Origin of the sequence: Sphingobium sp. HDIP04 (genome assembly GCF_000445085.1) — a bacterium.
GTDB classification, from domain to species: Bacteria; Pseudomonadota; Alphaproteobacteria; order Sphingomonadales; family Sphingomonadaceae; genus Sphingobium; species Sphingobium indicum.
On sequence record NZ_ATDO01000033.1, the window covers coordinates 1 to 10,265 of the forward strand.

General features: G+C 63.9%; 17 protein-coding genes and 2 pseudogenes. 5 read left to right on the forward strand and 14 right to left on the reverse strand.

The features are described 5' to 3' along the window. On the reverse strand, positions 1–268 hold a 268-nt coding region (locus L286_RS26560), incomplete at its 3' end, for an IS6 family transposase (RefSeq protein WP_004154064.1). A gap of 62 nt (positions 269–330) precedes the next feature. On the opposite strand from L286_RS26560, the pseudogene L286_RS49150 reads away from it, so the two are divergent. Further along, positions 331–399: pseudogene (locus L286_RS49150) on the forward strand (integrase/recombinase); the annotation flags it as partial. Here L286_RS49150 and L286_RS26565 read toward each other — a convergent pair. The 3 genes from L286_RS26565 to L286_RS26575 are packed head-to-tail and all read right to left on the reverse strand — an operon-like array spanning position 396 to position 1,690. Next, a complete protein-coding gene (locus L286_RS26565; protein WP_008831329.1) occupies positions 396–1,016 on the reverse strand; it encodes a histidine phosphatase family protein in 621 nt (206 codons plus the stop codon). The pseudogene L286_RS49150 and the gene L286_RS26565 sit on opposite strands and share 4 nt — an antisense overlap. A gap of 6 nt (positions 1,017–1,022) precedes the next feature. Further along, positions 1,023–1,475 (reverse strand): DUF2442 domain-containing protein, encoded by a 453-nt coding sequence (locus tag L286_RS26570; RefSeq protein WP_008831328.1) that lies wholly within the window; start codon positions 1,473–1,475, stop codon positions 1,023–1,025. Continuing rightward, a complete protein-coding gene (locus L286_RS26575; protein ID WP_008831327.1) occupies positions 1,472–1,690 on the reverse strand; it encodes a DUF4160 domain-containing protein in 219 nt (72 codons plus the stop codon). The genes L286_RS26570 and L286_RS26575 overlap by 4 nt, the downstream gene beginning before the upstream one ends. Before the next feature lie 146 nt (positions 1,691–1,836). Here L286_RS26575 and L286_RS47610 point away from each other — a divergent pair, with 146 nt between their 5' ends. After that, positions 1,837–2,064, forward strand: a complete 228-nt coding sequence (locus tag L286_RS47610) for a hypothetical protein (protein WP_008831326.1) — start codon at positions 1,837–1,839, stop codon at positions 2,062–2,064. Here L286_RS47610 and L286_RS26580 read toward each other — a convergent pair. The 5 genes from L286_RS26580 to L286_RS26600 are packed head-to-tail and all read right to left on the reverse strand — an operon-like array spanning position 2,036 to position 3,494. Next, complete coding sequence (locus tag L286_RS26580) at positions 2,036–2,242, reverse strand: hypothetical protein (protein WP_008831325.1); 207 nt, start codon at positions 2,240–2,242, stop codon at positions 2,036–2,038. The genes L286_RS47610 and L286_RS26580 overlap by 29 nt on opposite strands. Positions 2,243–2,255: 13 nt before the next feature. Next, the gene (locus tag L286_RS26585; protein ID WP_015449421.1) at positions 2,256–2,417 is read right to left on the reverse strand and encodes a helix-turn-helix domain-containing protein; all 162 of its coding nucleotides are present in this window, start codon (positions 2,415–2,417) and stop codon (positions 2,256–2,258) included. 51 nt (positions 2,418–2,468) lie between these two features. Continuing rightward, on the reverse strand, positions 2,469–2,888 hold the full coding sequence (locus L286_RS26590; protein ID WP_007685989.1) for a helix-turn-helix domain-containing protein: 420 nt from the start codon (positions 2,886–2,888) through the stop codon (positions 2,469–2,471). 35 nt (positions 2,889–2,923) lie between these two features. After that, on the reverse strand, positions 2,924–3,244 hold the full coding sequence (locus tag L286_RS26595; RefSeq protein WP_007685988.1) for a type II toxin-antitoxin system YafQ family toxin: 321 nt from the start codon (positions 3,242–3,244) through the stop codon (positions 2,924–2,926). Continuing rightward, positions 3,213–3,494 (reverse strand): type II toxin-antitoxin system RelB/DinJ family antitoxin, encoded by a 282-nt coding sequence (locus L286_RS26600; protein WP_007685985.1) that lies wholly within the window; start codon positions 3,492–3,494, stop codon positions 3,213–3,215. The genes L286_RS26595 and L286_RS26600 overlap by 32 nt, the downstream gene beginning before the upstream one ends. A gap of 414 nt (positions 3,495–3,908) precedes the next feature. Between L286_RS26600 and L286_RS26605 the strand changes: the two genes are divergently transcribed. From L286_RS26605 to L286_RS26615, 3 genes are all read left to right on the forward strand, one after another. Continuing rightward, positions 3,909–4,550, forward strand: a complete 642-nt coding sequence (locus L286_RS26605) for a SprT-like domain-containing protein (RefSeq protein ID WP_008831324.1) — start codon at positions 3,909–3,911, stop codon at positions 4,548–4,550. A gap of 126 nt (positions 4,551–4,676) precedes the next feature. Continuing rightward, positions 4,677–5,330, forward strand: a complete 654-nt coding sequence (gene parA, locus L286_RS26610) for a ParA family partition ATPase (protein ID WP_007686145.1) — start codon at positions 4,677–4,679, stop codon at positions 5,328–5,330. Next, positions 5,327–5,641, forward strand: coding sequence for a ribbon-helix-helix domain-containing protein (locus L286_RS26615; RefSeq protein WP_007686146.1), 315 nt, complete (start codon positions 5,327–5,329; stop codon positions 5,639–5,641). Before parA ends, L286_RS26615 begins: the two co-directional genes overlap by 4 nt. A gap of 63 nt (positions 5,642–5,704) precedes the next feature. Here L286_RS26615 and L286_RS26620 read toward each other — a convergent pair whose 3' ends face one another. The 5 genes and pseudogenes from L286_RS26620 to L286_RS49155 all read right to left on the reverse strand — a co-directional run. Then, positions 5,705–6,817 carry a replication initiator protein A gene (locus L286_RS26620; RefSeq protein WP_007686147.1) on the reverse strand — a complete coding sequence of 371 codons (1,113 nt, stop codon included), beginning with the start codon at positions 6,815–6,817 and terminating at the stop codon, positions 5,705–5,707. An 885-nt stretch (positions 6,818–7,702) separates the two neighbouring features. Next, positions 7,703–9,061, reverse strand: coding sequence for a hypothetical protein (locus L286_RS26625; protein WP_007015766.1), 1,359 nt, complete (start codon positions 9,059–9,061; stop codon positions 7,703–7,705). Further along, on the reverse strand, positions 9,058–9,504 hold the full coding sequence (locus L286_RS26630) for a recombinase family protein (protein ID WP_269077981.1): 447 nt from the start codon (positions 9,502–9,504) through the stop codon (positions 9,058–9,060). The genes L286_RS26625 and L286_RS26630 overlap by 4 nt, the downstream gene beginning before the upstream one ends. A 95-nt stretch (positions 9,505–9,599) precedes the next feature. Continuing rightward, positions 9,600–9,935 (reverse strand): annotated as a pseudogene (locus L286_RS47620) (IS6-like element IS6100 family transposase); the annotation flags it as partial. A 56-nt stretch (positions 9,936–9,991) separates the two neighbouring features. Beyond that, a partial coding sequence (locus L286_RS49155) for a DDE-type integrase/transposase/recombinase (protein WP_021222970.1) occupies positions 9,992–10,265 on the reverse strand: 274 nt, incomplete at its 5' end.

The following is a 10,265-nucleotide window of genomic DNA, read 5'->3' on the forward strand; positions in this document are numbered from 1 at the left end:
GGTAGGTCCACTTGCCCCGCACCTTGACGTAGGTTTCATCCAGGCGCCAGCTCGGATCAAAGCCACGCCGCCAGAACCAGCGCAGCCGCTTCTCCATCTCCGGGGCGTAGCACTGGACCCAGCGATAGATCGTCGTATGGTCGACCGAAATGCCGCGTTCCGCCAGCATTTCCTCAAGGTCGCGATAGCTGATCGGATAGCGACAATACCAGCGCACCGCCCACAGGATCACATCACCCTGGAAATGGCGCCACTTGAAATCCGTCATCGTTCCGTCCGTCCAATCTCCGCCAAGCATGCTCAAGCTTCACGATTTTTGCAACAGAGCCCACCACCCAGCTCTATGACCGCCGCCCCGATGACGTGACGCTGGACGAGGTGGAGCGCGTGTTGATCTAGGCGGCGAGCGCGGGCGCGCAGGTCCAGCGGTCGCCCTGCCAATGAAACCCTACCCGCTGCGCGTTGCCGATCGCGGGCGGCTCGCCCTTGCGCCAGAAAGCGCGCATCTTGGCCCGATCGTCCAGATGGGCGTCGGCGACGATCGCGCGCGCGGCCTGGATGAACTGCCCATGCCCGAACACATAGGCCAGCGATCCCGCAGGCATGGCGGCGAGGCGCGTTAGCGCCGCCTCGCAGCGCCGTAACAGGGTGCTGAAACTCTCCGCCCCTTCCCCGTCGCAGTAGTCAGGATCGGCCTCGCGCCAATAGCGTTCTAGGTGCGGCATCCGTTCGGCGCTGCGCGTGCCGTTCCAGCGCGCAGGTTGCAAATAGGTGAACTCTTCGATCGGCCACACTTCCACCGGCACGCCTGGAAAGCGCGCGATCGTCGGCGCGGCCGTCTGCCGGGTGCGGGTATAGGGCGAGGTGACGATGAGCGCGGGCGCTTGCGTCCAGCTCGCCGCGACCGCGCGCGCCTGTTCGTGGCCGCGCTCCGTCAGCGCGATCGTCGCGAGATCGTGGCAGGGCACGCCGGCGTTGCCGGTGTTTTCGCCGTGGCGGATGAAGATCGCTCTCATGTCCGGTTAGGCGGCCCGGTATAGCCCATTGCTGGCTTCCCAGCCCCGGCACGCCAGCAAGATTGGTTTCGGCACCTTCTTTTCGCCGTTGGAGTAGTAGGCGACCATGCGGCGCGAGACGCCAAGCGCATCGGCCGCCTTCGACAGCGACAGCGCATGGCGCAGCCGCCATTCGAGGAAGGCGCGCACATCGCCATGCCCGGTTGCCGACAGCGTTTCGAGCCACAGCATGTCCGCGCCCAGCTCCGCACCCGAAGGCCAGGCCAGGCTATGACCCCAATCGCCCACTTCGACCTTGGCGAACTCGCCCGGATCGCGCAGCGCGGCAAAGGCGCGATCGGCGAGGACCGCGCCAAGATCGAGATCAGCCGCCGTCCCTTCCGACCAGGACAGATGCAGCGATGACGGCCCGGTCGCGCGCACGGCGGTAATGGTGCGGGCCTTGTCGGTGATGTTCATCCGTTCAACTCCTGCCACGTCTGCATGAGCAAAGCCTGATTAGGCCGCGCCCATTCCAATGCGTCCTTCAAGACCGCCGCCGACACGGTGCCCACGATCACGTCAAACGATGCAATCGCCACCGAGCAGCGGAAATCCGGGCCTTCGATGTGGAAATGCGGCACGCCATGATCGCGGCCATAGACGGCAATTTTCCAGCGGGGACCGCGAAACATCGTGACCATGCTTCAATGTAGTGCAAAGGTTGCACTAGTGCAAGGCTGATAGCCAAAATGATCTAAGCGCCTGGCGCTGGCACCGTGGCCCTACTCGTTGCGCTCCCCAAGCCCGCAAGCGGTCCTGGCCCAAGGTTCCGGCCCACATGGCGGGCGAGATCGCGTGCGCGGATCTCGCGGCACCCTCGCCGATTACCGGCGATGTAGGCGATCGGGCGTCCAGCCTTCAATTCGTCGCCGGGTTCCGGCGGCCGATCAGGCACCTTGTCGAGAATGCGGTCGAGATCACCCACCGCACGACCTTTGGAGCGCCGCGCGAAAAACTCGGCCGCCGTTTCGGGTCGATCAATCGTCATCATGGAGATCAGACATAAGCGCCTCAACGCTGGTGAAGCGCACGCCCTTGCCAGCTTCCAGTTCTTCGATCGCATCGCGCGTAGCAGCGCGGCCCATCAACTCGGCCTCCAACTTCGCCTTATGGGCCTCATTACGCGCGCGGCGCTCGGGACTCCAATCTTTCATAAGATCGGAAAAGGGGCGATGGCCGGCCATTCTATCAATCCTTCTAGGTGAGAATCTGGATGCCGCGCCGCTTCACCAGCGTCAGCAAGGCGAGCGCCGCGCCAGTCGGCCGCATCGTGCCGGCCTCCCAGCGCTGGACCGTGCGCTTGTGCGCCCACAGCAAGCGCGCAAACCCGGCCTGGCTCAAACCGCTCTCCTGGCGCACCGCCGGATTTCGGCCGCCTCCATCGGTGGATAAAGGATTTCGCCGTTTCGATCAGTCCCCGTCATGGTCGTTCATCCCGGCCATGCCGGCTGCTGCGCCGGCTTCGGCGATGGCGTCGTTGATTTCCTCGATCGTGAACCGCGCGCCGTTGCCCTTCACTATCCCGCGCAGGTCATCCCACGAGCTTTTGCGCGGTGCCGGCGGCGCGATGCCCGCCGCCGTCGCGGCGGTCATCAGGTCATCCAGCGAGAATCTGTTAAACTTCCCGCGCAGGAGGTCGTTGAGGCGGGGCGGCGTCAGCCCGAGCCGCTTGGCGGCCTCGCCCAGCGGCACGTCCCACGACTTCACCCGCGCGGTGATGCCCCGCATCAGGTCCGCGCGCGTCCTCAACTCCGTCGCCTCCTCCGGCGTGTCGGCGATTGCGTCAAAGACGCAGGCGAAGGTTTCGACCTTCATGTCGTCGGCGTTCATTGCCCTGCCTTCCAAACGTTCGGCCGTCGAGCCGATTACTCGAACAGTTCCGAATGGGTTCCCGCGCGCACGAAGTTCACCAGATTGCCCTCAATCGTGTAGATCAGCAGGAAATCGCCGCCGATATGGCACTCGCGATGATCGCTCCAATCGCCCTTGAGGGCGTGGTCCAGCCATTCCGGGCCAAGCGGCGCATCGTTGGCGATGAGCAGCATCATCGCTTCCTTGAGCTGGTTCATGTTGTAGCGGCCGCTGCGCGACAGCCGCTCCCAATCCTTGACGAACCGCTTTTCGTAGGATGCCTCTCTTGGGAACGAAGCCCGCTTACTGCTGGCGGGCTTCTTGGTCGAGGGCATCGAACAGTTCCTTGGGATCGGTGAAGCGCGCACGACGCGCCTTCATGGTCGCGCGGGACGATTCGATCGCGGCGCGCGTCTCGGCGTTGGGCACCTTCAGCTCGAACGGCAAGGCATGGTCCTTGGCGACCCGCGTAAGCGTCATGCGGACCACATCGGAAACCGTCAGCCCCAGCTCGGCTAGGACGGCGGCGGCTTCATCCTTCAATGTTTCGTCGATGCGCGCACGCACGAACGCGGTAGCAGCCATTGGAATCTCCCTAGTCAGACGAACGATGTAGCTCATTTGAGCAACAATTTCAATCTAGGCGAGGAGACTGCGCCTGCCGCTGCGCGGCACCGTGGCTCTACTCGCTTCGCTCCCCAAGCCCGCAAGCGGTCTTGGCCGAAGGTGACGACCCACATGGCGGGGCCGAGATCGCAAGCGGATCTCGGGCATGGTGCCGGCGTGCGCCGGCATGATGTTCGTTCGCATGGGGAAAGGCGGTCCCGGCCGCCTCTCCCCAGCAACGGCAATCAGCGGGACCGGGTTGGCGCGAAGCGCCCGCCCGCACCACTCCCGCAGATTCCCGCTGCCCCCCTCTCTCGCCGGCTGCTCCGCGCGAACTCGGGAGCGATGGCCGCAGCCATCGCCCCGCAGGGCGATTTGAAGGGAGTAGAAGGTATGGAACAGGACAACCGGGAAAGCTGGCTCAATCGGGTGGCGGCGGGCATGGCCCCCTTGTTCGCGGCGTTGGACGCTCCCCTGCCCGCGCGTATCCGCGTGGCGATCGGCTTCACCAGCTCGGGCCGGAAGGGCAAGGCGATCGGCGAGTGCTGGGATAACCGGCTGAGCGCGGACGGGCATTTTGAAATCTTCATCCGGCCCGACCTCGCGCACGCGCCTGACGCCATGCCGGCGCAGATCGCGGCCATCCTCGCGCATGAGCTGGTCCATGCCGCCGTCGGCATCCCGGCAGGGCATGGGAAAGCGTTTAAACGGATCGCGCTGGGGCTGGGGCTCGTCGGGCCGATGCGCGCCACCACCCCCGGCGAGGCGTTTCTTGCGGCCGTCGCGCCGATCTTGGACGCCGTTGGCCCCCTCCCCCATGCCCGTCTCGACACCGATGGGGAGTCGACCGCGCCGAAGAAGCAGAAAACCCGGATGCTCAAATGCGAGTGCGCGACGTGCGGCTATACCGTGAGGACCGCGCGCAAATGGCTTGAGCTGGCCGGAGCGCCGCTTTGCCCGATCGAGGATCACGGCCGCATGGAGCATGAGCCGCTGGACGACGGCAGCGAGGATGAGGGCGGCGACGACGGCTAGACCGCCCTCCCCTCCCCGCAATTCGGGGTTTCATTGACGCTGCGCGCCAGTTCGGGGTTTCGTTGACGCAACCGGAGCAAGCCAGTATGACCACATGCAAACATGCGATCATGTAAGGATATTCACATGCCAACAATCGCGATCATCAGCCAGAAGGGCGGCGCGGGGAAAACCACCCTCGCCTTGCACCTGGCCGCCGCCGCCGAGGATTCCGGGCATACCGCCCTTGTGATCGACGTCGACCCGCAGGCGACGGCGAGCCAGTGGGCGGCATGGCGACAGGATGCGCCCCCGGTCGTGATCGACAGCGCGCCCCCTCGCCTTGCCGCCAAGATCGAGCAGGCGACGGGCCAGGGCGCGGCGTTCATCGTAATCGACACCCCGCCCCACGCCGACAGCGCCGCCAGCGCCGCCGTCGAGGCGGCCGACCTAGTGTTGATCCCTTGCCGCCCCAGCGCGTTCGATTTGGCGGCGATCAAGACGACCGCCAGCCTTGTGAAGATGCGCGGCAAGCCTGCTTTCGTGATCTTCACGGCGGGAAGCCCGACCGCGCCGCGCATGTATGACGAAGCCGCGCAGCTCGTGCAGGATTATGGGCTTGACGCCTGCCCCCACCATATCGCGGATCGCGCCGCCTTTCGCCACGCGGCGGCCGAGGGCAAGACGGCGATGGAGATCGAGCCGAGCGGCAAGGCGGCCGATGAGGTGCGCCAGCTTTACAAGTGGACATGCGAGCATGTAAACATGCAAGCATCTAGGAAGCGGAGGGCCAACGCATGAGCCGGAAGGGATCATTGCTCGCATTGCGGGATCGCGATGCAGCGCCAGCGCCGGCGATGGTCGAGCCGGAGGGGAGGGCGGCCGCGCCGATCGCCCGTGGCACTGGCGCAGGCTCCGGCAGCGGATCGAGCAGCAACCCGGTTGCGCCGAGCCGTCAGGGCAAGAAGGCCATGACGGGCTATTTCAGCCCGGAAATGTCCTTCGCCATGCACATGACCGCCCGCAAGCACGGCATGAGCCTACAGGACGCGATGGCCGAGGCGTTCAACGACTGGCTTCGCAAGATGGGGGAAAGCCCTGTAGGCAAGTGAGCATGTCCACATGCAAACATGCGGGTAAGTAAACATGGCCGCTTGCCCGCATAGAGCAGGGGATCAGCGTAGTGGTTTGCGTTCGTGCCGTTTCTTGCAGAAGCCGAGGAAGGCCCCGGCAGGGCTTTTGAGTTCGGGCTTGCCCATGTCGTGCCACCACGACACCCATTCGTCATAGAGCGCATACACGTCATAGCCTGGCGCGGCCGTCTTGGCGTCGTGCATGGTTTCCGGGTCGATATAGGGCGCATCGTCGCCGGCGCTGGCGACCGGATCGGGCTTGGATTTGAGGCCCGAGCGGTTGCGGAACAAGATCACGTCATCATCCATCGTCACCGCATAGTCGGGGAAATGGCCGTGATCGGCGTCATGCTCGCAGACCTTCTTGACCAAGGCCCGGAACACTCGGAGCGGGCTGTTCGAGCCGCATTTCTTCTGTAGCAACTCTAGGCCGATCTTCCATTCGTCCTTCACGCCGCAATGCTTGCGCGCCAGTTCATACATGCGCCGCTCGAACGGCTTGCGGAGCCGGAAATAGTCGCGGTGGAGCGTCAGGACGTTCTTGCTGATGACCGAGCGATAGACCCAATCCGACAGGGTGATTTCGAGATCAAGCATCCGGCCATCGAACGTCTTGCGCGTGATCTTGGCCTCTTCGATCAGGCCGAAAATCCGCGTTTCTTCGACACCGCCCGTTTGAATATTGGTCCGCACCGTGGTCCCGCGCAGGCGGGTGAGGGCGTCGGCCATCAGTCGATAGCCTTCGCCGCTGGTTTGCCGGTTGGTGGCGACGAGCATGTCATAGGCTTGCAGGCGCACCGTGCGGCTAGGTTGCTCGCCCTGGTTCATCTTCGCGACGAGCTGCGAAATGCAGTAGATCAATATGTCCTTGTCGTGGATCGTCGCCAGCCCCTTGCCCGAGGGGATAATCTCGATGACGTTGCCGTTATGCTCGTAGCGCCGCGTCCGGTTGTCGGGCTTGGTCGAGAGCGAAAACACCGGATGCTCCATTGAGGCCATGTCATCCTTGGGGATGGCGTCCAGCACGTCGCAGATGAACAAGTCCTGGTTGGGATGGCGCACCGGCAGCAGCGGCGTGCGATCGTCGCCGTCCACGGCCGAGACCGGCGCGGCGATCGGCGCGTCAAACAGGGAAGGGGAGGGGTCTATCGTCATTTCACTAACGCTAGGGCTACTATCGTCATTTCACATACGCAAGCGGATTATCGTCATTTCAGATTCACCGCCGCGCTATCGTCATTTCGATTACGCTTGAGCGCGGCAGGGAAGGCCTGGCGCTATCGTCATAGTGGATTCGCCTTTTCGTCACTCTGGATTCGCTTTTTCGTCAGAGCGGATTCACCGCGCGGCAAATTTCTGCCAAAAAAGCGAGGATTTCTGCGCCTTTCCGGGCAGGCCGAATTTCCGTAACACATCACTAAACCCATATTTTAACACTAGGCTGACCTGTGGATAACTTCAGCGGAAGATTATGACGAGAGGCTGGATCATCGTGGTTTCACCCACCAGCGTCCCGCCAGATCGGACAGCTTGTCCCGAAAATCGGGACAACGGCAGCGCGACTCACCAGCGCCGCGCTTCAGGCACAATCAGAAAGAAGAAAAACACCGCCTCTTGGGGCTTCGCCCCGCCGGCTCGCGGCCTTCGGCCGCCCCGGATCGCTTTAGCGATCCTCCCACCCGGCATCCCCATGATGAGCCGGCTTCGCCGGCACGCTTTTTGTTAGAAAGGGGATCGTTTAAACGCTGCGCCTCCATCGCAGCCACAGCGCCAGCAGCACCGTCGCAATTGGCTTTCCAGAAAAGCCAGGCGGATAGGACAGCGATCAATCCGAGAGGGCAGGGCAGGCGGAAATGTCGCCACAGGCGCGATTTCCGGGCCGCTGGGCCTCATTTCAGACGTTCGGCAAGGTCGGGGAGGGTTCGGCCGGCATGGCGCTCTACGGGCTTCCCAGGCGGCTGATTTTTTGGAAAGCTAGATGGCCTCTGTGCATTGTAGGGACACGGATTCACGGTAGGCATCGACGTCAGGGGTAGCGAACTATTTGCGCAGGTTCTCGATGCCAAGTTCGCGCCATATCCAAGTGAAGTCGTAGGTGGCCATCGGGTCGTTCGCGTCGAGTTGGCTGCTGCTGCGGTTTTCGAGATGCTTGAGCCACCCGGCTACTCGGTGCCGGCCTGCGGCAGTTTGAACGGCTGCGCGCGGGGTGATGTCGCCGAGCATGCCGACGGGTTCATCGAGCGTCGCGCGGTACTGACGGTCGAGCATGGCATGGATGAGCGGGGTTGCAACCTCTGGCGCAATGGCGGGTGCCGGTTCGGATGATGTCAGCCCCTCGGCCCGCGCCGCCATGGCCTGTTCGACCGTCTCAATCGTGGTCAGCGGCGAGCCGACCAACCCGGCGAGCGCATCGTTGATAAGCGCGGTGCCGCGTTTCGCTCGCTCGGCCGAGGTGACGGCGAGCATCAGGGCGCGGCCTTTCAATTCGACATTGCCGAGCACCGGGGTGCCGTCCGCCATCGTCACACCCCACGCCATGCGCCCGGTGCTTTTCGCTTTTCCGTTCGGTTTCTCGCCCAGCCAGTTCCAAAAGTGCGTGGTTTCCCGCTGAAGCGCAGGGACAGTATCAAGCCGCTCGCCGACCAGCGCCTGGGTCACGCCGCGTGCGAAGGGAAAGCGCACGCGGTGGAACATCACCTCCTCGCCATCAATGTTGTGCAGCGTGGGGATGGGCGCCGGTCCCATGGTCTTGGGAACGACATCGAACAGCCATGCCGTGCTGATGAGGGCCGGAAGTGCAGCCAGATCGTCGGCGTCTAGGTTCAACGCGGTGCGCGGGCTGCGCTTGCCCTTCGAGCGCCGTAGATCGGCGACGAGCGCCTCGGCCGCCTCCATCGTGAACGACAGCACGCCGCCCGACAGGAGGTGCTTGCCTCCGACCTGCACGACGCGGGCACCGATCCTGTCCCATTGCTTCAGCGTCTGCGAGGCGCTGCGCTCGGATACTCGAAGCGGCTCGCCGCCCCGGATCAGGTCGCGCACGAGGAAGCCGCTGCCGGGCTCGACCTCGCTGACCTCGTGGAGGCTCATCACTGACGATCGAAGGGCACGCAGGTAGATTTTGGTCGGGCCGCTCTCATTCCAGCCCCGGCGCCGAATATAGTCATCGACGATGTTCCGGTCGGGTTGGATGGTGCGCGTCAGCAGATCCTCGAACGCGCATCCCCACAACACGCCGGCCCAATGATCGCCGACGATGTCCGCCAGCTCGTCCGCTTCGAAGTCGAACTCCTCCATCGCCAGCCCGAGATGATCGCCGAGCGCCTCGCCCAGATGCTCGCCCCAGGCCGGCGAGGTGGCGAACTTCATGACGCCGGACAGATCGTGACCACGCTTCATGCCTGTTCCCTCTGCTGCTGACTGAATTGCTGGCGGTGCGCGGCGACGATGCGCGAGACGGTGGGTTCACTGACGCCGTAGAGCCGCGCCATCTCGGCACCGGACTTGCGGCCGGACGTGACGGACTCGGCGATTTCGCGGCGCTGCTTGTCGCCGAGCTTGGGCCGACGCCCGCCGATCCGTCCTTCTGCGCGAGCCTGGGCAAGGCCGGCGCTGGTACGCTCGCGGATCATGGCCCGCTCGAACTCGGCGAAGCTTCCCACCATCTGCATCATCATCCGCCCTGCCGCGGTGGTGGTGTCGATCGCCTCGGTCAGTGAGCGGAAGCCCGCGCCTGCCAGCTCGATCCGCTCCATGATGTGCAGCATATCCTTTAGGCTGCGCGACAGCCGGTCAAGCTTCCAGACGACGACGACGTCTCCGTCGCGCAACTGGCCGATCATCTCCAGAAGCTTGGGTCGGTCCCACCGCCCACCGCTGGCGGGGCTCTGTTGCAAAGATTGGCGGCAGTCAGAGGTAGGCTGTCGCTCTGCGCCGATCAGGCGGCTGCTGCGAAATGGTGGTTGAGCATGCCCATGGCCTCCGTCAGCGCCGAGGGCCCAATGCCAAAAGCTCTCTCCACAAGGCGCACCTCGCCCCTGATGCCGGGCTGCAGGCACCAGGGGCGAGCCTGTCCTTTGCGCAGGGCTCGCATGACTTCGAATCCCTTGATCGTGGCATAGGCCGTGGGGATCGATTTGAAACCGCGCACCGGCTTGATCAGTATCTTGAGCTTTCCGTGATCGGCCTCGATCACGTTATTGAGATACTTCACCTGCCGGTGGGCCGTCTCCCGGTCCAGCTTTCCTTCGCGCTTCAATTCGGTGATCGCTGCACGGCTCTGTTGCAAAGATTGGCGGCAGTCAGAGGTAGGCTGTCGCTCTGCGCCGATCAGGCGGCTGCTGCGAAATGGTGGTTGAGCATGCCCATGGCCTCCGTCAGCGCCGAGGGCCCAATGCCAAAAGCTCTCTCCACAAGGCGCACCTCGCCCCTGATGCCGGGCTGCAGGCACCAGGGGCGAGCCTGTCCTTTGCGCAGGGCTCGCATGACTTCGAATCCCTTGATCGTGGCATAGGCCGTGGGGATCGATTTGAAACCGCGCACCGGCTTGATCAGTATCTTGAGCTTTCCGTGATCGGCCTCGATCACGTTATTGAGATACTTC

Coding starts and splice junctions, on each gene's coding strand:
- L286_RS26565 (WP_008831329.1), bottom strand. CDS start 1,016: ATGAGAGCGATCTTCATCCGCCACGGCGAAAACACCGGCAACGCCGGC.
- L286_RS26570 (WP_008831328.1), bottom strand. CDS start 1,475: ATGAACATCACCGACAAGGCCCGCACCATTACCGCCGTGCGCGCGACC.
- L286_RS26575 (WP_008831327.1), bottom strand. CDS start 1,690: ATGTTTCGCGGTCCCCGCTGGAAAATTGCCGTCTATGGCCGCGATCAT.
- L286_RS47610 (WP_008831326.1), top strand. CDS start 1,837: ATGGCGGGCGAGATCGCGTGCGCGGATCTCGCGGCACCCTCGCCGATT.
- L286_RS26580 (WP_008831325.1), bottom strand. CDS start 2,242: ATGGCCGGCCATCGCCCCTTTTCCGATCTTATGAAAGATTGGAGTCCC.
- L286_RS26590 (WP_007685989.1), bottom strand. CDS start 2,888: ATGAACGCCGACGACATGAAGGTCGAAACCTTCGCCTGCGTCTTTGAC.
- L286_RS26595 (WP_007685988.1), bottom strand. CDS start 3,244: ATGCCCTCGACCAAGAAGCCCGCCAGCAGTAAGCGGGCTTCGTTCCCA.
- L286_RS26600 (WP_007685985.1), bottom strand. CDS start 3,494: ATGGCTGCTACCGCGTTCGTGCGTGCGCGCATCGACGAAACATTGAAG.
- L286_RS26605 (WP_008831324.1), top strand. CDS start 3,909: ATGGAACAGGACAACCGGGAAAGCTGGCTCAATCGGGTGGCGGCGGGC.
- parA (WP_007686145.1), top strand. CDS start 4,677: ATGCCAACAATCGCGATCATCAGCCAGAAGGGCGGCGCGGGGAAAACC.
- L286_RS26615 (WP_007686146.1), top strand. CDS start 5,327: ATGAGCCGGAAGGGATCATTGCTCGCATTGCGGGATCGCGATGCAGCG.
- L286_RS26620 (WP_007686147.1), bottom strand. CDS start 6,817: ATGACGATAGACCCCTCCCCTTCCCTGTTTGACGCGCCGATCGCCGCG.
- L286_RS26625 (WP_007015766.1), bottom strand. CDS start 9,061: ATGAAGCGTGGTCACGATCTGTCCGGCGTCATGAAGTTCGCCACCTCG.
- L286_RS26630 (WP_269077981.1), bottom strand. CDS start 9,504: ATGATCGGCCAGTTGCGCGACGGAGACGTCGTCGTCGTCTGGAAGCTT.